We start from the raw sequence: 22,524 nt of genomic DNA on the forward strand, positions 1-22,524 counted from the left end.
GGCCCACCGCAGGGGGCGGTGGGCCTGTTCGGGTGGGCGCGGTCAGCGGGTGAAGGTGGCGGCTTTGTCGGCGAGATCGAGCAGGGGTTGGGGGAAGATGCCGAGGACCAGGGTGGCGGCGGCGGTGAGGGCGATGACGGTGGTGGTGAGGGTGGGGTAGACGAGGGTGGGCGGGGTGGTGGGGGGATCGGTGAAGAACATGAGGACGATGACGCGGATGTAGAAGAAGGCGGCGATGGCGCTGGTGATGACGCCGACGATGACCAAGGGGACGGCACCGCCGGAGGAGGCGGCTTCGAAGACGGCGAATTTGGCGATGAAGCCGCTGGTCAGGGGGATGCCGGCCATGGAGAGCAGGAAGAGGGAGAAGATGCAGGCGAGCCAGGGGGAGCGGCGGCCCATGCCGGCCCAGGCCGGGAGTGTGGTTGCCTCGTCGCCGTTTTCGTCGCGGACCAGGCTGACCACGGCGAAGGCGCCGAGGGTGCCGAGGCCGTAGACGGCGAGATAGAACAGGGTGGAGGAGACGCCGGCGTCGTTGGCTGCGACCAGGGCGGTGAGGATGAAACCGGCGTGGGCGACAGAGGAATACGCGAGCATGCGCTTCATGTCGGTTTGGGTGATGGCCAGCACCGCGCCGACCACCATGGTGGCGATGGCGACGGCGGCGAGGATGGGACGCCAGTCGTCGCGCAGGCCGGGGACCGCGATGTACAGGATGCGCAGCAATGCACCGACTGCAGCGATCTTGGTCGCGGCCGCCATGAAGGCGGTCACCGGTGTGGGCGCGCCCTGGTAGACGTCGGGGACCCACGACTGGAACGGCACGGCACCGATTTTGAAGAGCAGGCCGACGGCGAGCATGGCCACGCCGAGGATGGCGAGGGTGTGCGATTCGGTGGTGTCGCGGGCGACGGCGTCGGCGATGCCGGAGAAGCGGACGGTGCCGGCGTAGCCGTAGAGCAGCGCCATGCCGTAGAGGAAGAACGCCGAGGAGAACGCGCCCAGCAGAAAGTACTTCAGCGCCGCTTCCTGTGACAGCAGCCGGCGCCGCCGGGCCAGGCCGCACAGCAGATACAGCGGCAGCGACAGCACTTCCAGGGCGATGAACATGGTGAGCAGGTCGTTGGAGGCCGGGAAGAGCATGAGCCCGGCGACCGCGAACAGGGTGAGCGGGAAGACCTCGGTGGTGGTGACTCCGGCTCGGGTGGCGGCGATTTCGTCGGAGCTGCCCGGGGTGGCCGCCGCCTGCGGGGTGAAGGCGTCCACCCCGCGCGCGGCGGTCAGGCTCCAGGTGCCCGGTCCTTCGCGGCGGATCGGCATGCGGTCCGCGCGGCGTTCGGCGATGAACAGCACTCCGAGGATGGACACCACGAGGATGGTGCCCTGCAGGAACAGCGTCACCCCGTCGATGGCGACCGCGCCCACGACCGCGGTGGCGGTGGTGCCGCGCAGTCCGATGACCGCGCCGAGCGCGACACCCATGCCGCCGAGCGCGAGGATCAACTGCACGATGTAGCGGGATCGCCTGGGCGCGAACGCTTCCACCAGGACCGCGGCCACCGCGACCCCGAACACGATGAGCAGGGGCGAGAGCGCACGGTATTCGATCGACGGCGCGGGCACCGCTGCGGCGAGCCGCAGATCGGCGGCGGCGGCGTGGAGCAGGGGTCCACTCATTTGTGCGCACCTCCGGTGTGCGTCTGGGCTGCTTCGGGCGTGACGGCGGGCGCCGGATCGTGCTGGCCGATGGTGGTGAGGGTGTGGGCGACGGCCGGATCGATGGTGTCCAGCACCGGTTTCGGGTAGAAGCCGAGGAACAGCAGCGCCCCGATCAACGGCACGACCACGACGAGTTCGCGCGGCAGCAGGTCGTAGAGCCGTTCGTTGCCGGGCTTGACCGGTCCGGTCATCATGCGCTGGTACATCCACAGCACGTACAGCGCGGCCAGCACCAGCGCCGACGCGGCGAAGACGGCCGCGACCGGGTAGCGGGTGAAAGTGCCGATCAGCACCAGGAATTCGCTGACGAACGGCGCCAGTCCGGGCAGTGACAGCGTGGCCAGACCGGCGATGAAGAACGTCCCCGCCAGTACCGGCGCGACCTTCTGCACTCCGCCGTAGTCGGCGATGAGCCGGGTCCCCCGGCGCGAGACCAGGAATCCGGCGATGAGGAACAGCGCCGCGGTGGAGATGCCGTGGTTGACCATGTACAGCGTGGCCCCGGTCCCGCCCTGGGTGGTGAGCGCGAAGATGCCCAGGATGATGAATCCGAAGTGCGAGATCGAGGTGTAGGCGATGAGCCGCATGACATCGGTCTGCCCGATGGCCAGCAGCGCGCCGTAGATGATGCCGATCACCGCGAGCACGCTGATCACCGGCGCGTAGTAGGACGAGGAATCCGGGAACAGCAGCAGGCAGTAGCGCAGCATGCCGAAGGTGCCGACCTTGTCGACGACGGCCATCATGAGCACCGCGCTCGCCGGGGTGGCGGCCACGGCCGCATCGGGCAGCCAGGTGTGCAGCGGCCACAGCGGCGCTTTCACCGCGAAGGCGAACATGAATCCGAGGAACAGCGCGTTGAGCACCACCGGTCCTGCGCCGAGCTGCCCGGAGTTGGCGGCCTCCATGACGGCCCGGAAGTCGAAGGTGCCGTTGCCGTTCGTGCCGAGGCCCTCGCGCGCGGTGAGCACGTAGAGCCCGATGACCGCGGCCAGCATGATGAGCCCGCCGAACAGGTTGTACAGCAGGAATTTCACCGCCGCGCGCGAGCGCTGCGCCCGGATGGCCAGATCCTCGGTGCGCGGGCCGAACCCGCCGATGAGGAAGTACATCGGGATGAGCATGACCTCGAAGAACACGTAGAACAGCAGAATGTCCAAGGCCACGAACGAGATCAGCACCATGGCCTCGACGACCAGGGTCAGCGCCATGTAGTAGTGCGCGACCCGCCGCCCGGAGCCGACCTCGCGCTCGTCCTGCCAGCCGGCGAGGATGAGCAGCGGCACCAGGCCCGCGGTGAGCAGCACCAGCACCAGCGCGATGCCGTCGAGCCCGAGGGTGTAGCCGGCGCCGAAGGCCGGGATCCACTGGTGTGATTCGACGAACTGGTACTGCTCGCCGCCGGGTGCGAATTCGATGGCGAGCCAGATCCCGACCCCGAGCGTGCCCAGCGAGACCGCCAGCGCGAACGAGCGCGCCGCGGTCCGCCAGTTCGCCGGGAACAGCAGCACCAGCGCGGCTCCGGCCAGCGGAACCGCCCACAGCGTTGTCAGCCAGGGAAAGTCACTCAAAACAACCTCACCGCCAGCAGGGCAGCGGCCACCAGGGCCGCGCCGGTGAACATGGACAGGGCGTAGGAGCGCACGAAACCGGTTTGCACGCGGCGGATTCGGCCCGACAGGCCGCCGATGACCGCGGCGGTGGTGTTGACCAGGCCGTCGATGCCGCGATTGTCGACGAACACCAGCGAGCGGGTCAGATGCTGGCCCGGGCGCATGAACGCGGCCTCGTTGAAGTCGTCGCCGTAGAGATCCTTGCGGGCGGCCGCGGTGAGCGGGGTGCCCGCGAGGGCGACCTTGGGGATCTCGTGGTGGGCGTACTGGTCGTAGGCCACCCACACGCCGGCGGCCACGACGGCCAGGGCGAAGAAGGTGATGGCCCACACCGGGATGATCGGTTCGCCGTGGTGGGAGCCGACGACGGGTTCGAGCCAATTCTGCAGCGCCGAACCGTAGGCCAGCAGCGCACCGGAGGCGACGGAGCCGATGGCGAGCAGGATCATCGGCCCGGTCATGGAGGCGGGCGCCTCGTGCGGATGGGTGCCTTCCTTCCAGCGGCGTTCGCCGAAGAAGGTGAACAGCATGACGCGGGTCATGTAGAAGGCGGTGATGCCCGCACCGGCCAGCGCCGCCAATCCGGTGACGATGCCGCCGAATCCGCCGTGCGCGAACGCGGCTTCGATAATGCGGTCCTTGGAGAAGAAGCCCGCGAACGGCGGCACCCCGAGGATGGCCAGATACCCGAATCCGAAGGTGACGTAGGTGATCGGCAGCAGCTTGCGCAGTCCGCCGTAGCGGCGCATATCGGTTTCGTCGTTCATGGCGTGCATGACCGAGCCCGCGCCGAGGAACAGTCCGGCCTTGAAGAAGCCGTGCGTGAGCAGGTGCATGATGGCCGCGGCGTACCCGACCGGTCCGAGGCCGGCGGCCAGGATCATGTACCCGATCTGGCTCATGGTCGAGGCGGCGAGGGCCTTCTTGATGTCGTCCTTGGCGCAGCCGATGATCGCGCCGTAGAGCAGGGTGACCGCGCCGACCGCCATGACCGCGGCCTGCGCGCCGGGCGCGAGATCGAAGATCGGGTTCGACCGCGCGATCAGGTACACCCCCGCGGTGACCATGGTGGCCGCGTGGATGAGCGCCGACACCGGGGTCGGACCCTCCATGGCGTCCCCGAGCCAGGACTGCAGCGGCACCTGCGCGGATTTACCGCACGCGCCGAGCAGCAGCAGAAGCCCGATGGCCGTGAGGGTTCCGCTGCCGGCCTGATCGGCGGCCCCGAACACGGTCTGGAAGTCCACCGACCCGAAGGTGGCGAACATGACCATCAGGGCGATGGCCAGTCCCATGTCGCCGACCCGGTTGACGATGAACGCCTTCTTGGCCGCCGTTGCGGCCGAAGGCTTCTGATACCAGAACCCGATCAGCAGGTACGACGCCAGGCCCACGCCTTCCCAGCCCAGGTAGAGCACCAGGAAGTTGTCGGCCAGCACGAGCACGAGCATGGCCGCCAGGAACAGGTTGAGGTAGGCGAAGAACCGCCGCCGATCCGGATCGTGCGACATGTAGCCGACCGAATAGATGTGGATGAGCGAACCGACGCCGGTGATCAGCAGCGCGAAGCACATCGACAGCTGATCGATCTGCAGTGCGAAGTCGACCTCCAGCCCGGTGACGGGCACCCAGCTGAACAGGTTGTAGTGCACCGCGCGTGCGGCGTCGGCGCGTCCGAGCATCTCGGAGAACGCCCACACCGCGACCCCGAAGGACGCCAGCGCCATCGCGCACCCGAGGACGTGCCCCCATTTATCGCTGTATTTGCCGAGCAGCAGCAGGATCACGGCCCCGCCGAGGGGCAGGGCGGGCAGCAGCCACAGCATCATCTGTGCGGTATCCATGTCAGTACCGCAGCAGGTTGGCGTCGTCGACCGAGGTCGAGCGGCGGGCGCGGAAGATGGTCATGATGATGGCCAGGCCGACCACGACCTCGGCGGCGGCGACCACCATGGTGAAGAAGGCGAACACCTGCCCGTCGAGATTGCCGTGCAGCCGGGCGAAGGTGACGAAGGCCAGGTTCACCGCATTGAGCATGAGCTCGATGCACATGAACACGACGATCGCATTGCGCCGCACCAGCACTCCGGCCGCGCCGATGGTGAAGAGCAGGGCGGAGAGATACAGGTAATTGTCCGGGTTCACCGCAAGCCTTCCGTGTCATGTCGGCGGCCACGGGGCCCTTCGTGGTTACGCAGGCTGCCGCCTTCGGGCCTGACGTGTCCGCCGGGGTGGGAGTCGTTGCCGCCGTTGCCGTTCGGGGCGTCACCGTTGCCATTGCCGTTGCCCACCGACAGCACCGCGGCTTCCTCGTGCGCCCGGTTGCGCCGGTGCCGCAGGATGGTGCTGACCGAGAGCTCCTCGAAGGAGCCGTCGGGCAGGCGGGCGGGCGCGTCGACGGCATTGTGGCGGGCGTACACGCCGGGCGTGGGCAGCGGCGTGACCCGTTTGCCGTCGCGGAAGCGCTGTTTGGACAGTGCGCGCTGATCGGTGCGCGGCCCGAACCGTTCCCGGTGCGCGAGCACCATGGCCCCGATGGTGGCGGTGATGAGCAGCGCGCCGGTGAGCTCGAAGGCCCAGATGTATTGCAGGAAGATCAGTTCCGCGAGCGCCCCGATGGTGTCGTCGCCGCCCAGGCCCGGCCCGGTGTCGGCCACGCTGGGTGCGGCCATGCCGCGGGCGATGGCGGCGATGAGCAGCATGCCGAAGCCGACGCCGACGATGAGCACCGCCAGCCGGTGCCCGCGCAGGGTCTCCTTGAGCGATTCCGCGGAGTCGACGCCGACGAGCATGAGCACGAACAGGAACAGCATCATGACCGCGCCGGTGTAGACGACGATCTGCACCACGCCCAAAAACAGTGCGCTCTGGGCGATGTAGAACACCGACAGCGTGATCATGGTGGCGGCCAGGCACAGCGCGGAGTGCACGGCCTTGCGCGCGCTCACCATGCCGAGGGCCCCGACCACGGCGACGACGGCGAGGATCCAGAACATGACGGCCTCGCCGGTGCCGGTGTGGGTGACCAGCTCCTGCGCCGGCTGGGCCTGATTCGCGACCGTGTAGACCGTGCTCACGACTTGGTCCCTCCTTCGGCTCCGGCGAGTTCGCCGGGCGCGCCGGGGACTTCGCCGCGGTAGTAGGAGCCTTCGTCGGCGCCCGGGTACATGGCGTGCGGCGGGGCGAGCATGCCCGGCTCCATGGGGGCGAGCAGGTTCTTCTTCTCGAGAATGAGGTCGGCGCGATTGTCGTCGGCCATCTCGTAGTCGTTGGTCATGGTCAGCGCCCGGGTGGGGCAGGCCTCGATGCACAGGCCGCAGCCGATGCAGCGCAGATAGTTGATCTGGTAGACCCGCCCGTACCGCTCACCGGGGGAGTACCGTTCGGTCTCGGTGTTGTCCGCGCCCTCGACGTAGATGGCGTCGGCCGGGCAGGCCCACGCGCACAGCTCGCAGCCGATGCACTTCTCCAGGCCGTCGGGATGCCGGTTGAGCTGGTGCCGCCCGTGATAGCGCGGCGCGGTCGGCGTCTTGACCTCCGGGTACAGCTCGGTATTGGGCTTTTTGAACATGGTGGCCGCGGTGACCGCGAACCCGCCGAGCGGTTCCAGCAGACCGGGTTTGGGCGCGGTGGCCGCCGGTTCGGACGGCATGGGCGGCACCGGGAAATCGGAGTACATGGTGGTCGCGTCCGCGTCCGGGGCGGCCTTGGTGCGGTCGTCTCCGGCGTGCCCGGCCTTGAGCACCAGCCCGATCAGCAGCAGCGCCACCACGATTCCGCCGATCACCATGCCCGGGGTCTGCACGTTCATGCCCTCGTTCTGCAGCACCCGCAGGGTGGCCACGAACATGACCCAGGCGAGGGAGACCGGGATGAGCAGCTTCCAGCCCAGGTTCATGAACTGGTCGTAGCGCATGCGCGGCAGCGTGCCGCGCAGCCAGATGAACACGAACAGGAACGCCCACACCTTGGCGGTGAACCACAGCATGGGCCACCAGCCGGAGTTGGCGCCGGCCCACAGGCTGATCGGGAACGGCGCGTGCCAGCCGCCGAAGAACAGCGTGGTGGCGAGCGCGGAAACCGTTGCCATGTTGATGTATTCGGCCATCATGAACATGGCGAACTTGAGCGAGGAGTATTCGGTGTGGAAGCCGCCGACCAGCTCGCCCTCGGCCTCGGGCAGGTCGAAGGGGGCGCGGTTGGTCTCGCCGACCATGGACACCGCGTAGATGAGGAACGAGGGCAGCAGCAGGAACACATACCAGGTTCCGTCCTGCGCCGCCACGATGCCGGAGGTGGACATGGTGCCCGAGAGCAGGAACACCGCCGCGAAGCACAGCGCCATGGCGATCTCGTAGGAGATGACCTGCGCGGTGGAGCGCAGCCCGCCCAGCAGCGGGTACGTGGACCCGGAGGCCCAGCCCGCGAGCACGATGCCGTACACGCCGACCGAGGCCATGGCCAGGATGTAGAGCACGCCCACCGGCATATCGGTCAGCTGCAGCGGCGTGCGCTCCCCGAACATCGACACCTCGGGCCCGAACGGGATGACCGCGAACGCCATGACCGCGGGGATGAGCGAAATGACCGGCGCCAGAATGAAGATGGGCTTGTCCACGATGGCCGGGACGATGTCCTCCTTGAGGAGCATCTTGACCCCGTCGGCGATGGACTGCAGCGAGCCGCGCGGCCCGACCCGGTTGGGGCCGACGCGCATCTGCATGTAGGCCACGATCTTTCGTTCCGCGTACACCGCCAGCATGGGGGTGAGCAGCAGGAAGACGAAGATGCCGAGGGATTTGACCAGCACCAGCCACCACGGGTCGTGGCCGAACATACTCAGATCACTCACGGTGGTCCTCCCGTCGGATGCGCACGAGGTGGCCGGGTGTGGTGCCCAGCTGCACCAGCACGTCGGAGCCAGGGGAATTCATGGGCAGCCACACCACCCGCTCGGGCATCTCGGTGATGACCAAGGGGAGGGTGATCTGGCCGTGGTCGTTGCTGACCGTCACCGGATCGCCGGTGGTGGCGCCGATTTCGGCGGCCGTGGCCGGTGCGAGCCGCACCACGGTGGGGCGGGCGGTGCCGGCGAGATTGGGTTCGCCGTCCTGCATCTTGCCGCGGTCCAGGAGCATGCGCCACGAGGCGAGCAGCGCGGTGCCCGAGGACGGTTGCGCGATGGGGTGCGGCCGGTGCACGGGGGTGGGGGCCGCGGGTCCGTCCCAGGCGCCCAGGTCCGCCAATTCCGCGCGGGCGCTGGCGGCGTCGGGCAGGCCGAGGCGGATGCCCATGTCCTGGGCGATGGCGTCGAGGACCCGGTATTCGGGCATGGGCGCGGCCTCGCGGCGCACGGTGGCATCGCGCAGGGCGGCGTCGAATTGGCGGTGGCGGCCTTCCCAGGTGAGGAAGGTGCCGGCCTTCTCCATGGCGGAGGCGACCGGGAACACCACATCGGCGCGATCGCTGATATCGCTGCGCCGCAATTCCATGCTGACCACGAAGCTGGCGGCGTCGATGGCCTGCAATGCCGCGTGCGGGTCGGGCATGTCGCCGACCTCGACACCGGCGATGAGCAACGCGCCCAGGGTGGGTGCGGCGGCGAGGATGGCGGCGGTGTCGCGGCCGGGGGCGACCGGCAGCTCCTCCACCCCCCAGGCCTCGCGCACCTGTTGGCGCGCATCGGCATCGGCGATCGGCCGGCCGCCGGGCAGCAGCACCGGCAGCGCGCCGGCTTCGAGGGCGCCGCGTTCCCCGGCGCGGCGCGGGACCCACGCCAGTCCGGCTCCGCTCTCGTCGGCCAGGCGCGCGGCCGCGGCGAGCGCGCCGGGAATCCCGGCGAGGCGTTCTCCGGCGAGCACGATCGCCCCGGGCTGGCGCAGCATGGCGGCGACCAGCTTGATGTCCTCGTAGGCCAGTGTGCTGGAATCGGTTTCGCCGGTGCGCAGGGCGTCGAGGTGATGGGGTTCGGTGCCCGGCGCGGTGGGCAGCAGGGTGCCCGACATGCGCTGCAGGCCGCGCGTGGCGTAGGGCGCGAGGGAGTAGACGACGGTGGCGCCCTTGCGTGCGGCCTTGCGCAGCCGCAGGTACACCATCGGCGATTCCTCTTCGGGCTCGAATCCGACGAGCAGCACGATGGGCGCGCGTTCCAGGGCCGCGTAATCGACGGTGATGCCCCGCCCGGCGATCTTGGCGGCCAGGAAGTCGGCTTCCTCCGCGGAGTGTTCGCGGGCCCGGAAGTCGATATCGTTGGTGCCCAGCGCGACTCGCGCGAACTTGGCGTAGGCGTAGGCGTCCTCGAGGGTGACGCGCCCGCCCAGCAGCACCCCGGCATTGCCGTGTGCGGAGGCCAGTCCGCGCGCGGCGGCGGTGATGGCCTCCGACCAGGAGGCCGGTTGCAGGCTGCCGTCCCAGGAGCGCACCAGCGGCGTGGTGAGCCGGTCGCGTTCGGTGGCGTAGGCGAAGGCGAATCGGCCCTTGTCGCAGTTCCATTCCTCGTTGACCTGCGGGTCGTCCCCGGCGAGGCGGCGCATGACCTTGCCGCGCCGATGGTCGGTGCGCTGGGCGCAGCCCGAGGCGCAGTGCTCGCACACCGCCGGGCTCGACACCAGGTCGAAGGGCCGCGCCCGGAACCGGTAGGTGCTGCCGGTGAGCGCGCCGACCGGGCAGACCTGCACGGTATTGCCGGAGAAGTAGGAGTCGAACGGTTCCCCGGAGGCGATGCCGACCTGTTCGAGCGCCCCGCGATCCATCAACTCGATGAACGGATCACCGGCGATCTGCTGGGAGAAGCGGGTGCAGCGCGCGCACAGCACGCAGCGTTCCCGGTCGAGCAGGATGGCCGAGGACAGTGGAATCGGTTTGGGGTAGGTGCGTTTCACCCCGTCGAATCGGGATTCGGCGCGCCCGTTGGACATGGCCTGGTTCTGCAGCGGGCATTCCCCGCCCTTGTCGCAGACCGGGCAGTCCAGGGGGTGGTTGATGAGCAGCAGCTCCATCACCCCCTCCTGGGCCTTCTCGGCCACCGGGGAGGTGAGCTGGGTGTGCACCACCATGCCGTCGGCGACCGCCATGGTGCAGGAGGCGACGGGTTTGCGCTGGCCCTCCACCTCGACGATGCACTGTCGGCAGGCGCCGACCGGATCGAGCAGCGGGTGGTCGCAGAAGCGGGGGATCTGGATGCCGACGAGTTCGGCGGCGCGGATCACCAGCGTGCCGGCGGGCACCGACACCGTGGTGCCGTCGATGGTGACGCTGACCATGTCGGCGGGGGTGACGCCGCCGCTGGTGCTGGAGTTGGCTATGGCTGTCATCGCACTCCTTCGGCCCAGGCGGTGGACCGGGCCGGGTCGAACGGGCAGGCGCCGAGCCGGATGTGGTCGGCGTACTCGTCGCGGAAGTACTTCAGGGAGGAGAAGATCGGGCTGGCGGCGCCGTCGCCGAGGGCGCAGAACGATTTGCCGTTGATGTTGTCGGCGATATCGAGCAGCTTGTCCAGATCGGTGTCGTCGCCGTGCCCGTTCTCCAGGCGTTCCAGGAGCTGGACCAGCCAGTAGGTGCCCTCGCGGCAGGGGGTGCATTTGCCGCAGGATTCGTGGGCGTAGAACTCGGTCCAGCGCAGCACGGCGCGCACCACGCAGGTGGTGTCGTCGAAGATCTGCAGCGCCTTGGTGCCGAGCATGGAGCCGGCGGCGGCGACGCCTTCGTAGTCGAGGGCGACGTCGAGGTGTTCGGCGGTGAAGATCGGGGTGGAGGAGCCGCCCGGGGTCCAGAACTTGAGGGTGTGCCCGGCGCGGATGCCGCCCGCGTAGGTCAGCAACTCCCGCAAGGTGATTCCCAGCGGCGCCTCGTATTGCCCGGGTCGTGTCACGTGACCCGAGAGCGAGTAGAGGGTGAATCCGGGTGATTTCTCGGTGCCGAAGGAGCGGAACCAGTCCACGCCATTGGCGATGATGGCGGGCACGGAGGCAATGGATTCCACATTGTTGACCACGGTCGGGCAGGCGTAGAGACCCGCGACGGCCGGGAAGGGGGGCCGCAGCCGCGGCTGGCCGCGGCGGCCCTCGAGGGAATCGAGCAGCGCGGTTTCCTCCCCGCAGATGTAGGCGCCCGCACCGGCGTGCACCACGATCTCCAGGTTGTAGCCCGAGCCCTGGATATTGCGGCCGACATAGCCTGCCGCATAGGCCTGTTCGACCGCGGCCTGCAGCCGCCGCAGCACCGGCACCACTTCGCCGCGCACGTAGATGAAGGCGTGCGAGGCGCGAATGGCGAAGGCCGCGATGATCACTCCCTCGATGAGGGTGTGCGGGGAGGCCAGCATGAGGGGGATGTCCTTGCAGGTGCCGGGTTCGGACTCGTCGGCATTGACCACCAGGTAGTGCGGTTTGACGGTGCCGTCGGGGCCGGGGCCCTGCGGGATGAAGCCCCATTTCAGGCCGGTCGGGAAGCCCGCGCCGCCGCGCCCGCGCAGTCCGGCGTCCTTGACGGTGGCGATGACCTCGTCGGGGTCCATCTTCAGCGCCTTGGGCAGGGCCCGGTAGCCGCCCTGGCGGCGGTAGGCGGCCAGGGTCCAGCCGTCCGGGTCGCCCCAGTGCTTGGACAGGACGGGGGTGAGGGCGGTCGTCACTGGGCGCCTCCGTCGGTCGAATCCTGTTCGGCGACATGCAGGCCCGCGAGGGTGGCGGGCCCGGGCGCGCCATCGGTGGCGCCCGGGCGGGCGTCGGGGAATCCGGCGAGAATGCGGGCGGTTTCGCGGAAGGTGCACAGCGGCAGGCCGCTGCGCGATCCGGTCACCTGCTCGCCGCGGCGCAGCGCGTCGACCAGGGCCTTGGCCGATGCGGGGGTCTGGTCGTCGAAGAACTCCCAGTTGACCATCATGACCGGCGCGTAGTCGCAGGCGGCATTGCATTCGATGTGCTCGAGGGTGACCGCGCCGTCGGCGGTGGTCTCCCCGTGCCGAATCCCCAGGTGCTCCTGCAACTCGGCGAAGATCTGGTCACCGCCCATCACTGCACAGAGTGTGTTGGTGCACACCCCGACGTGATAGTCGCCGGTGCGGTTGCGCCGGTACATGGAGTAGAACGTGGCGACCGCGGTCACCTCGGCATTGGTCAATCCCAGCTGCTCGGCACAGAATTCGATGCCGGTGCCCGAGACGTAGCCCTCCACCGATTGCACCAGGTGCAAAAGGGGAAGCAGTGCCGAACGCGCATGCGGATAGCGGTCGATGATCTCGGTGGCCTCGAGTTGCAGCCGGTCGTGCACCTCCTGCGGGTACGGGATCGGCCGCACGGTCAGGTTCAGCAGAATCTCTGTCATCGGTCCACCCCGCCCATCACCGGATCGATACTGGCCACCGCGGCGATGACGTCGGCGACCATGCCGCCCTCGCACATTGCCGCCACCGCTTGCAGATTCGTGAACGACGGGTCGCGGTAGTGCACCCGGTAGGGGCGGGTGCCGCCGTCGCTGATCATGTGCACGCCCAGTTCGCCGCGCGGGGATTCCACCGCCACGTACACCTGCCCGGGCGGCACCCGCAGGCCCTCGGTCACCAGTTTGAAATGGTGGATGAGGGCCTCCATGGAGGTGCCCATGATCTTGGAGATGTGCTTCGGCGAATTGCCGAGGCCGTCCGGCCCGAGCTGCAAGTCGGCAGGCCACGCAATTTTCTTGTCCTCCACCATGACCGGTCCGGGCCGCAGCTTGTCCAGGCACTGCTCGACGATCTTGAGCGATTCCTTCATCTCGTTGACCCGGATGAGGTAGCGGCCGTAGCAGTCGCAGCCGGTGTCGACCATGACGTCGAATTCGTAGTTCTCGTACCCGCAGTAGGGCTGGGCCTTGCGCAGGTCGTGGGGCAGGCCGGTGGAGCGCAGCACCGGGCCGGTGACGCCCAGGGCCATGCAGCCGGTGAGGTCGAGCACCCCGACATTGCGGGTGCGGGCCTTCCAGATGGGGTTCTCGTTGAGCAGCAACTCCATGTCCCGCAGCCGTTTCGGCATGAGGTCGAGCAGATCGCGGACCTTCTGCACGCCGTCGTCGGGCAGGTCCTGGGAGACGCCGCCGGGGCGGATGTAGGCGTGGTTCATGCGCAGCCCGGTGATGGTCTCGAACACGTCGAGGATGAGTTCGCGTTCGCGGAAGCCGAACAGCATCGGGGTGAGCGCGCCCAGTTCCATGCCGCCGGTGGCCAGGGCCACCAGGTGCGAGGAGATCCGGTTGAGCTCCATGAGCAGCACGCGGATCACCGTGGCGCGCTCGGGAATGTCGTCGGTGATGCCGAGCAGCTTCTCCACCCCGAGGCAGTAGGCGGTCTCGTTGAAGAACGGCGAGAGGTAGTCCATGCGGGTGACGAAGGTGACGCCCTGCACCCAGCTGCGGTATTCGAGGTTCTTCTCGATGCCGGTGTGCAGGTAGCCGATGCCGCAGCGGGCCTCGGTGACGGTCTCGCCCTCGATCTCGAGAATCAGGCGCAGCACCCCGTGCGTGGAGGGGTGCTGGGGGCCCATGTTCACGACGATGCGTTCCTCGGCGACCCCGTCGAGGGTCGCGGAGATCTCGTCCCAATCGTTGCCGACGAGGGTGACCGTGCGTTCGGGTCGTTCCTGCGTGTGCGATTGGGACCGAATATCGGTGTTGTTCATTACGAGTAAGCCCTCCGCTCGTCGGGCGGCGGGATGCGCGCGCCCTTGTACTCGACCGGGATCCCGCCGAGCGGGTAGTCCTTGCGCTGGGGATGCCCGCGCCAGTCGTCGGGCATGGCGATGCGGGTCAGCGAGGGGTGACCGTCGAAGAGGATGCCGAAGAAGTCGTAGGTCTCCCGCTCGTGCCAATCGCAGGTGGGGTACACCGCATACAGCGACGGCAGGTGCGGATCGGCGTCGGGGACCGACACTTCCAGGCGCACCCGCCGGTTGTGGGTGATGGAGTTGAGGTGATACACCGCGTGCAGTTCCCGGCCGGTGTCCTCGGGATAGTGGGCGCCGCTCACCCCCAGGCACAGCTCGAAGCGCAGGGCTTCGTTGTCGCGCAGGGTCTTCGCGACCAGCGGCAGGTGCTCGCGGCGCACGTGCAGGGTGAGCTCGCCGGCGAAGACCACGATCTTCTCGAGGGCGTCGGTGAACCCGATGCCGCCGGTGCTTTCCAGCACGCGATGCAAGATGGCGACCAGTTCGTCGAAGTAGCCGCCGTAGGGGGGCGCGCTGCCGCCGGGCAGGCTGATGGTGCGCACCAGCCGGCCGTAGCCGGAGGTGTCGCCGGTGCCGGAGACGCCGAACATGCCTTTGCGCACGCCGATGACTTCGTCGGCGGGCGCGGGGATCTCGGCGCCCGCGGCGTCGGACCGGTGCTCGGATGCTTCGGGATCGATCGGCTGGTTCGACTCCCCGTGCTGGTCTGTCACGGTGTCCTCCGGGGGACTCTCGGTGCCGGCCGGTGTATCGAAACTCATCGCAGCAGCCCCTTCATCTGGATGGTGGTGGGGCTGGCGAGCGCGGCGGCCTCGGCGGCGCGTACGGCCTCTTCGCGATTGACGCCGAGCGGCATCTCCTGAATCTTCTCGTGCAGCTTGAGGATCGCGTTCAACAGCATCTCCGGCCGCGGCGGGCAGCCGGGCAGGTAGATGTCGACCGGCACGACGTGGTCGACGCCCTGCACGATGGCGTAGTTGTTGAACATGCCGCCCGAGGAGGCGCACACGCCCATGGCCAGCACCCATTTCGGTTCGGTCATCTGGTCGTAGACCTGGCGCAGCACCGGGGCCATCTTCTGGCTCACCCGGCCCGCCACGATCATGAGATCGGCCTGGCGCGGGGAGGCGCGGAAGGCCTCCATGCCGAAGCGGGCGATATCGAATCGCCCGCCGCCGGTGGCCATCATCTCGATCGCGCAGCACGCCAGGCCGAACGTCGCCGGCCACAGCGAGCTCTTGCGCAGATAGCCGGCCAAATCTTCCACCGTGCTCAGCAGGAACCCGCTGGGCAGTTTCTCCTCGAGACCCATATCGGACTACATCTCCCGTGGCTCATCTGATCCCGCCCCGCGGGCGGGAAGCACTATGTCGAATCCCCCTCGGCGCCAATCCCTTTCACGCTGATCAGTCCCAGCTGAGCCCGCCTCGTTTCCACTCGTAGGCGTAGGCCACCGAGACGTTGAAGATGAACAGCGCCATGGCGAGAAGCCCGAACACCCCGAGCGAGTCGAAGTGCACGGCCCACGGGTAGAGGAACACGATCTCGATGTCGAAGATGATGAACAACATGGCGGTGAGGTAGTACTTCACCGGAAAGCGTTGCCCGGCAGCATTTCCCGGCCCGCCGGCCACGGCGTGCGGGGTCGGCTCGATACCGCACTCGTAGGCCTCGAGCTTGGCCCGGTTGTAGCGCTTGGGTCCGATGAGGGCCGCGAGCCCCACGGAGAACAGCCCGAACGCGGCGGCTACCGCGCCGAGAACAAGCGTCGGCACCTCGATATTCACAACAGACAACCCCTCCTGCGGACTGGACGCGTACGGACGGCAGCTGCCGAGGCGGGCCGACATCGTCGTCTGCCGTGCCAGTCACACCCCAGGGCGCGTCGCTGCACGACGGCGCGGGGACTTCGGGGACTGACGCGGCGGCTGGACTGATACCGATCCCGCGCTCGTGTGAGCTACGGCACAGCCTACAACTCGGACGGCACCATACACGACGTTTCGCGGTGGGTGTTTGATCGAATTCGGAACGGTCTTTTATGACCGATTGGACGGAATCGCGAATGTCACGTGACGTTGAATGCCCGTTCCGCAGGCATGTTTACGGCCGGGACCCATGAGGGATCCCGGCCGGGAAGAGCGGGCGCGCCGCGCGGCTCACGCCGCCGAGCGACTCCGCAGCACACCGAGCACCGCATCGGTGAGCCGGATGGGATCGATGGGATGGGAGACCGCGGCATCGGCGCGCGACCAATTGGCCAGCCACACATCATCGGGCCGGCCGGTGAGCACCACGATCGGCGGGCACTCGGCGATCTCGTCCTTGAGCTGTTTGGCCAGCCCGAGCCCGCCGGTCGGGGCGGACTCGCCGTCGAGGATGAGCAGATCGAAATCCCCGGCGTCCATGCGCTCGACGACGATCGGCCCGGTGGCCACCTCGTGGTAGTCCAGGGGCGGCAGGTCCGGATGCGGGCGTCTGCCCAGCGCCAGCATGACCTGGCTCCGGGTATCGGCGTCATTGCTGTAGACGAGAACCCGCACCGCGGCGGGACGTTTCGCATCGGCCACGACCGGAATGCTACGTCCCCACACCGCGCCCGCGTGGCAGCTTCGCCCGAACCGGTGCGCGCGTCGCCGCGGGGCAATGGCGAGCAAGCCAAGGCAATGGCAATGGATTCGCAAGTCGGGGCCGGTACCATCCGGCGAATGAGGGGAGATCTCAGTCAATTGCTCATCGACACCGATGTGTGGACCGATGAGATGGTGGGGGAGGCCGGGATTCCGGTGATCGACGTGCCGCTGGTGAGCGTCGGCAGCGGGATCGGGTCGTTCGTGCTGTTCGACCGGTTGCGCATCTACGGGGTGCCGGCGGCGGCCATGGCGGTGCTCGGGCCGCAGGAGGTGCCGTGGGGGTCCTACGAATATCTGACCCGGGTCTCGCAGATTCCGCGCCGGGAACGGCTGCGCAGCGATTCCACCGGCAACCCGGACAATCTGTGGGGCTTTCCCGGTTATGCGCTGCGGGAGGCGGTTGCGGAGAAGACGCTGCGGCCGCTGTGGAATGTGTTGGTGGAGCCCATTTTCGCCACGTACTACACCCCGCGCGCCGGGCAGGTGTTCACCGCGATGGAGCGCGAATACCATCGGGTCGACTATGCGCGGTCACTGTACAAGGGGCATGTGCGCATGGTGCGCAAACGTCACGGCGGCGGCTATTTCACGATTCTCACCCCGCCCGAGCGGGCCACCGCCACCAAGCGAATCGCCTTCCGCAGCAACTATGTTCACATCGCGGTCGGGTATCCGGGGCTGCGGCTGCTACCGGATCTGCAGGCCTACCGGGAGAAGTACCGCGACCCCACCCGGGTGGTGAACGCCTACGAGCCGCACGAGCACGTCTATCAGGCGCTGCAACGGCGGCCCGGCACGGTCATGGTGCGCGGCGGCGGCATTGTTGCCAGCCGGGTGCTGCAGCGGCTCATCGACGATCGGGATCGGCTGCGGCTCAATACCCAGATCCTGCATCTGTTCCGCACGTATGTGGCCGGGCCGCACGGGCCGAGTATCTTCATGCGCCGCAAGGGCGGTCACGGCTGGGCGTATCAGGGGTTCAACTGGCCCAAGGGCACCTGGGGCGGGCAGTACAAGCAGCGGCTGCGCACACTGGAGGGCCGCGAGCGCGCCGAATTCCTCAACATCATGGGCGGCACCAACACCCCGATCCGCAAGAACTGGCGCGAACAGTTGCGCCGCGGCCGCGCGCAGGGCTGGTATCAGATCATGGTCGGCACCGTGCGCGAACTCACACCCGACCGCACCCGCCCCGGCGTGCTCACCACCGTGCTGCCGGACAATCATGCGCCCTTGCCTTTCCCGCAGCCCGATCGCCCCACCGATGTGCACGCCGACTACATCATCGACTGCACCGGCCTGGAGGCCGATATCCGCGAGCACCGGCTGCTGGCCGATCTGCTCGACCACACCGGCGCCGGCCGCAATCCGCTGGGCCGCCTCGATGTCGACCGCACCTTCGAGCTCATCGGCACCCGCAGCGGCACCGGTCGCGTCTACGCCGCCGGCAGCGCCACCCTCGGCGGCTACTACGCCGGGGTCGACACCTTCCTGGGCCTGCAATACGCGGCCCTGGAAATCTCCGACGATCTGGCCGCCCAGGGCTTCTGCCCGCGTTTCGGCCCCTTGCGCTCGTTGCGCCAATGGCGGCTGTGGGTGATGAACAAGAAGATCGGTTCCTGACTTCGGCTCACCCGGGCCACGGATTCCGGCGAGGATTCACCCGAGCCTCACCCAAGGATGTGCATGACCCCGACACTCAACGGCCGCATACAGACTCGCCTCGTGCTCCTGGGCATCATCGGTGTCCTGGTCGCGCTGGTGCTCACCCCCGTGCTCCCGACCGGCCCGCTCTCCCTCGCGCAGTCCTATCGGGTCACCCTGTCGATCCTGCTCGCGGTCGTGGTGGCCGGGGTGGCGTGGGAGCTGCTGTATCACTTCCTGCAGCAATTCCGATGGGAGAAGGACTGGCCCACCCTGTTCGGGCTGGTGACCATCGTCAACGAGGGTCTGCTCATGTGGGTGCTGGTGCGCCACACGACGATCGTGCTGCCGTCGTCTCTGCGGCCGTCGCTGCCCGCGTTCGCGATCCACTTCACGCTGACCTGGCTGGCGTTCTGGTTGTTCGTGAACGGGCCGGTGCGGGTGCTGCTGCCGCGCTGGCGATTCAACGGGGGACGGATCGTATGAGCGCACGGGCGGAAGTGGTTCCCGGCGCGCACCTCGTGGCCCGCGTCGACGGGGTCGTGGTGGTCGTGGCCCACCGCGACGCGGACCCGATCACCGCCGACTCCACCGCGATCACGGTGCTCGAGACGCTGCTGCAGCTGGTGCGCGAGGCCGCCTCGCGCGAAACCCGCCGCACCGGGCGCACTTTCGCCCGCCTGGTCAGCACCTGGCTGATGAGCCGCGAGGACGAGGAGCGGGTCGAATTCGGGGTGCTGACCCCGGGCCAGCGCGGGCTGGCGGTGTTCCTGCACGGCGGGGTCACCGCGGTGCTCGATCATGGTGAGCGCGTGGAGATCCTGCACGGCCGCGATGCGGGCTTCAGCGTCGACCGGGTGGTCAGCCCCATGCCCGCCCGCGCCGCCGCGGTCTTCATCGACGAGGAGTCACCGCGCGAGGATCTCCCGCCGCCGGGGGTCTGGTCGCTGCGCGAGGGCCGCCTGCCCGGCGGCGGGGCCGTGCTGTGGCTCGACGACCAGGACGAACCCGCCTCCGGCGCAGCGACTCCCAAGCTCCGCAAACCCCGCGCCCGCACCCCCGATCCCGCGCCCGCCGAGGATCCCGAAACCGATCATCTCGCCGAGGAACCGGTCAACGGCGCGCAGGTGGCGTCGAAGGCCGCCGGCGCGGGCGCGGCCGCCGCCCGGGCCTCGCGCGCCGCCGCGGCCTCGTCTGCGCCTGTCCCGCAACGACATTCCACCCCCACCCCGGCGGCTCCTCGCGGTGTCACCGTGCGCGGGTTCACGTGCGCCCGCCACCATCTCAACGACCCGCGCGTCTCCTTCTGCGCGGTGTGCGGCATTCGCATGGATCAGCTCACCTGCGTGCTCACCGAGGGCCTGCGCCCGCCGCTGGGCGTGCTGCTCCTCGACGACGGCACCTCCTATGTGCTGGACACCGATATCGTCATCGGCCGCGAACCCGAACGCTCCACCCAGGTCCGCCACGGCGCCCACCCGATCCGCATCGAGGACGCCTCCGGCGGCATGTCGCGCGTGCACGCCGAAATCCGGCTCATGGACTGGGAGGTGACGGTCATCGACCGGGGTTCGGCCAACGGCACCCACATCCGCCCGCCCAATCATCCGGTCTGGATTCGCGCGACGCCTGGTCAGCCGGTCATTCTCGACCCCGGCACGCAGATCCTGCTGGGCGGGCGCACCTTCACCTTCGATTCCCAGCACGGGCAGATCTAGCCGCGGGACCTGAGCGGGGAGGGGGGTCGGGGACGGGAAGCAGGAGCGTCTCAACTGCTTTCCCTTTCCAACTTATATCGCACCCGGGGGCTTGCGGCAAGGCCCCGGGGGTGCCGCATACTCGCTGGTCGATGCCAGGAGCTGCGGAAAGGGAGGGCGACATGACTGCTCGCGGAGATGAGGACGAACTGCGGTCCGAGCGGGACTATGTGGCGGGACTCTACGAGCGGCTCGATGCCGAGCGGGCACGGGTGCGCGGACGCTACGGGGCGGCGTTGCGCGAGCACGGCGGGTCGGTGCTCGAGCGCGATGCCGAGGTGCGGGCGCTGGGCAGGGAGGCCAAGCGCCTGGATGTGGCCGACAACGGTTTGTGTTTCGGGCGGTTGGACACGGTGTCGGGGGAACCGCTGTATATCGGCCGGATCGGGATCTACGACGAGGGCAACGAGTTCGAGCCGCTGCTGCTGGACTGGCGGGCCCCGGCCTCGCGCGCGTTCTACGTGGCCACCGCCGCGCATCCGGAGAACATGCGCCGGCGCCGCCAGTTCCACACGCGGGGAAGGGAAGTGGTGGATTTCACCGATGAGGTGCTCGGTCGTCCCGGTGGGGACGCGCGCGGGGATGCGGCGCTGCTGGCGGCGGTCAACGCGCCGCGCGGGGCGGGCATGCGCGACATCGTGGCGACGGTGCAGGCCGAGCAGGACGAGATCATCCGGCTCGACCATCCGGGCGTGCTGGTGATCGAGGGCGGGCCGGGGACCGGCAAGACCGTGGTGGCGCTGCACCGGGTGGCGTATCTGATGTACACCCAGCGCGCGCAGATCGAACGCCACGGGGTGCTGGTGGTCGGGCCGAATCCGGCGTTCCTGCAGCACATCGGGCGGGTGCTGCCCTCGCTGGGCGAATCCGATGTGGTGTTCCTGACCACCGGCGATCTGGTGCCGGGGCTGCGCGTCACCGCCGAGGACGCGCCGGAGGCCGCGCGGTGCAAGGGGTCGTTGCAGATTCTGGAGGTGCTGCGGGCGGCGATCGCCGATCGGCAACGGCTGCCGGAGTATCCGCTGCCGATCGAGCTGGGCGGCGTGACCACCCGCATCGATGCCGAGATCGCCGGATGGGCGCGCGAGGAGGCGCGGGCCAGCGGTCTGGCCCACAATGACGCGCGTGCGGTGTTCGTGGAGGTGCTCACCTGGGCGCTGACCGAACGCGCGATCGCGCGCATCGGCCAGGGCTGGCTGACCCGATCCGATCGCGAGGCCTGGGAGCAGCTGCGCACGGATCTGCGCGCCGAGCTCGCCGCCGACGACCGGTTCACCGCCGCCCTCGACGAGCTGTGGCCGATCCTGACCCCGCGGACGCTGCTGGCGGAGCTGTACACCTGTCCGGAACGTCTGGCGGCGGCGGGCGGGCACCCGGCGCTGTTGCGGGCGGACGGCGAGGCGTGGACGGTGTCGGATGTGCCGTTGCTCGACGAGCTGGTGGATCTGCTGGGACGCGACGAGCCCGAGGACCGCGGCGCCGAGCAGGAGCGCGCGGCCGAGGCCGCGTATGCCGCCGGGGTGCTGGACCTCATGGTCGGCCGCGAGGACCACATGGACGACGAGGACCATCTGTTCGCCACCGACCTGCTCTACGCCGAGGATCTGGCCGAGCGGTTCCTCGAGCGCGACACCCGCGAACTCGTCGAACGCGCCACCGCGGACCGGGATTGGACCTACCGGCACGTCGTGGTCGACGAGGCGCAGGAGCTCTCGGCGATGGAGTGGCGCGTGCTGATGCGGCGCTGCCCGGGACGGTCGTTCACCATCGTCGGCGATCTCGCCCAGCGCCGTTCGGCGGCGGGCGCGACCGATTGGGGCGCCATGCTGGATCCGTATGTGCCCGGCCGCTGGCTGTACCGGTCGCTGACGGTGAACTACCGCACCCCGGCGGAGATCATGGCCGTCGCCGGGCAGGTGCTCGCCGAGTTCGCGCCGGGTGTGCAGCCGCCCGAATCGGTGCGCGCCTGCGGCGTGCCACCCTGGTCCCGGCAGGTCACCGATGACGAATTGGCTTCCGCGATCGGGGAATTCGTGCGCGAGGAAGCCGGTCGCGAAGGCACCAGCATCGTGATCGGGCCGCCCGGGGTGCCGGGCACGGTGCCCGCCGCGGAAACCAAGGGCCTGGAATTCGACGCCGTGCTGGTCGTGGACCCGCAGCGGATCCTCGCCGACGGCCCGCGCGGCGCGGCCGAGTTGTACGTCGCCCTGACCCGCGCCACCCAGCGCCTGGGCGTCCTGCACCGCGACCCGCTGCCGGCGGCGTTGTCGGGCCTGTCGCGACCCGGCGCGCCCGTACGCGCCGGGTGAGCCCGCCACCACCGCCACGATCACCACCGCGATCCCGATTCCGTGCCTGTCTCGACCGCTGAACCACCGTGCCGCCGTGGGCATTCGGCGCTCCCCTCCCCGCATCACCGTGAAACGACGCCGACCGGGAACTGGTGGCGGGGCCTTCTCGAGCT

18 protein-coding genes are annotated in these 22,524 nt (G+C 68.9%); 4 read left to right on the top strand and 14 right to left on the bottom strand.

Annotation, left to right across the window (positions count from 1 at the left end; all coding sequences use genetic code 11):
* Positions 1-42: 42 nt before the first annotated feature.
* From nuoN to ACYQ5L_RS19325, 14 genes are all read right to left on the bottom strand, one after another.
* Positions 43-1,677 (bottom strand): NADH-quinone oxidoreductase subunit NuoN, encoded by a 1,635-nt coding sequence (nuoN, locus tag ACYQ5L_RS19260; RefSeq protein ID WP_459959077.1) that lies wholly within the window; start codon positions 1,675-1,677, stop codon positions 43-45.
* Positions 1,674-3,290, bottom strand: coding sequence for an NADH-quinone oxidoreductase subunit M (locus tag ACYQ5L_RS19265; RefSeq protein ID WP_459959078.1), 1,617 nt, complete (start codon positions 3,288-3,290; stop codon positions 1,674-1,676). Before ACYQ5L_RS19265 ends, nuoN begins: the two co-directional genes overlap by 4 nt.
* On the bottom strand, positions 3,287-5,158 hold the full coding sequence (nuoL, locus tag ACYQ5L_RS19270) for an NADH-quinone oxidoreductase subunit L (RefSeq protein WP_459963474.1): 1,872 nt from the start codon (positions 5,156-5,158) through the stop codon (positions 3,287-3,289). Before nuoL ends, ACYQ5L_RS19265 begins: the two co-directional genes overlap by 4 nt.
* Positions 5,159-5,177: 19 nt before the next feature.
* Positions 5,178-5,477: an NADH-quinone oxidoreductase subunit NuoK gene (gene nuoK, locus ACYQ5L_RS19275; RefSeq protein WP_067538598.1), complete on the bottom strand. Its 300-nt coding sequence runs from the start codon at positions 5,475-5,477 to the stop codon at positions 5,178-5,180.
* Positions 5,474-6,409, bottom strand: a complete 936-nt coding sequence (locus ACYQ5L_RS19280) for an NADH-quinone oxidoreductase subunit J (protein ID WP_459959079.1) — start codon at positions 6,407-6,409, stop codon at positions 5,474-5,476. Before ACYQ5L_RS19280 ends, nuoK begins: the two co-directional genes overlap by 4 nt.
* Positions 6,406-8,169 carry an NADH-quinone oxidoreductase subunit NuoH gene (gene nuoH / locus ACYQ5L_RS19285; protein ID WP_459963475.1) on the bottom strand — a complete coding sequence of 588 codons (1,764 nt, stop codon included), beginning with the start codon at positions 8,167-8,169 and terminating at the stop codon, positions 6,406-6,408. The genes ACYQ5L_RS19280 and nuoH overlap by 4 nt, the downstream gene beginning before the upstream one ends.
* A gap of 7 nt (positions 8,170-8,176) precedes the next feature.
* The gene (locus tag ACYQ5L_RS19290) at positions 8,177-10,645 is read right to left on the bottom strand and encodes an NADH-quinone oxidoreductase subunit G (protein ID WP_459959080.1); all 2,469 of its coding nucleotides are present in this window, start codon (positions 10,643-10,645) and stop codon (positions 8,177-8,179) included.
* Positions 10,642-11,961 carry an NADH-quinone oxidoreductase subunit NuoF gene (gene nuoF, locus ACYQ5L_RS19295; RefSeq protein WP_459959081.1) on the bottom strand — a complete coding sequence of 440 codons (1,320 nt, stop codon included), beginning with the start codon at positions 11,959-11,961 and terminating at the stop codon, positions 10,642-10,644. Before nuoF ends, ACYQ5L_RS19290 begins: the two co-directional genes overlap by 4 nt.
* The gene (gene nuoE, locus ACYQ5L_RS19300; protein ID WP_459959082.1) at positions 11,958-12,653 is read right to left on the bottom strand and encodes an NADH-quinone oxidoreductase subunit NuoE; all 696 of its coding nucleotides are present in this window, start codon (positions 12,651-12,653) and stop codon (positions 11,958-11,960) included. Before nuoE ends, nuoF begins: the two co-directional genes overlap by 4 nt.
* Complete coding sequence (nuoD, locus tag ACYQ5L_RS19305; protein ID WP_459959083.1) at positions 12,650-13,981, bottom strand: NADH dehydrogenase (quinone) subunit D; 1,332 nt, start codon at positions 13,979-13,981, stop codon at positions 12,650-12,652. Before nuoD ends, nuoE begins: the two co-directional genes overlap by 4 nt.
* Positions 13,981-14,787, bottom strand: coding sequence for an NADH-quinone oxidoreductase subunit C (locus ACYQ5L_RS19310; RefSeq protein ID WP_459959084.1), 807 nt, complete (start codon positions 14,785-14,787; stop codon positions 13,981-13,983). The genes nuoD and ACYQ5L_RS19310 overlap by 1 nt, the downstream gene beginning before the upstream one ends.
* The gene (locus ACYQ5L_RS19315) at positions 14,784-15,338 is read right to left on the bottom strand and encodes a NuoB/complex I 20 kDa subunit family protein (RefSeq protein ID WP_379204682.1); all 555 of its coding nucleotides are present in this window, start codon (positions 15,336-15,338) and stop codon (positions 14,784-14,786) included. The genes ACYQ5L_RS19310 and ACYQ5L_RS19315 overlap by 4 nt, the downstream gene beginning before the upstream one ends.
* 94 nt (positions 15,339-15,432) lie before the next feature.
* The gene (locus ACYQ5L_RS19320) at positions 15,433-15,813 is read right to left on the bottom strand and encodes an NADH-quinone oxidoreductase subunit A (RefSeq protein ID WP_459963476.1); all 381 of its coding nucleotides are present in this window, start codon (positions 15,811-15,813) and stop codon (positions 15,433-15,435) included.
* Positions 15,814-16,185: 372 nt separating this feature from the next.
* The gene (locus tag ACYQ5L_RS19325) at positions 16,186-16,596 is read right to left on the bottom strand and encodes an Rv3143 family two-component system response regulator (RefSeq protein ID WP_379204680.1); all 411 of its coding nucleotides are present in this window, start codon (positions 16,594-16,596) and stop codon (positions 16,186-16,188) included.
* Between the two features lie 138 nt (positions 16,597-16,734).
* Between ACYQ5L_RS19325 and ACYQ5L_RS19330 the strand changes: the two genes are divergently transcribed.
* From ACYQ5L_RS19330 to helR, 4 genes are all read left to right on the top strand, one after another.
* Positions 16,735-18,282 carry a hypothetical protein gene (locus ACYQ5L_RS19330; RefSeq protein WP_459959085.1) on the top strand — a complete coding sequence of 516 codons (1,548 nt, stop codon included), beginning with the start codon at positions 16,735-16,737 and terminating at the stop codon, positions 18,280-18,282.
* A 63-nt stretch (positions 18,283-18,345) separates the two neighbouring features.
* A complete protein-coding gene (locus ACYQ5L_RS19335; RefSeq protein WP_459959086.1) occupies positions 18,346-18,789 on the top strand; it encodes a DUF1129 domain-containing protein in 444 nt (147 codons plus the stop codon).
* A complete protein-coding gene (locus ACYQ5L_RS19340) occupies positions 18,786-20,021 on the top strand; it encodes an FHA domain-containing protein (protein WP_459959087.1) in 1,236 nt (411 codons plus the stop codon). The genes ACYQ5L_RS19335 and ACYQ5L_RS19340 overlap by 4 nt, the downstream gene beginning before the upstream one ends.
* Before the next feature lie 161 nt (positions 20,022-20,182).
* A complete protein-coding gene (helR, locus tag ACYQ5L_RS19345; protein ID WP_459959088.1) occupies positions 20,183-22,369 on the top strand; it encodes an RNA polymerase recycling motor ATPase HelR in 2,187 nt (728 codons plus the stop codon).
* The last annotated feature ends 155 nt before the right edge of the window (positions 22,370-22,524 follow it).

The organism is Nocardia sp. IFM 10818 (assembly GCF_054655275.1).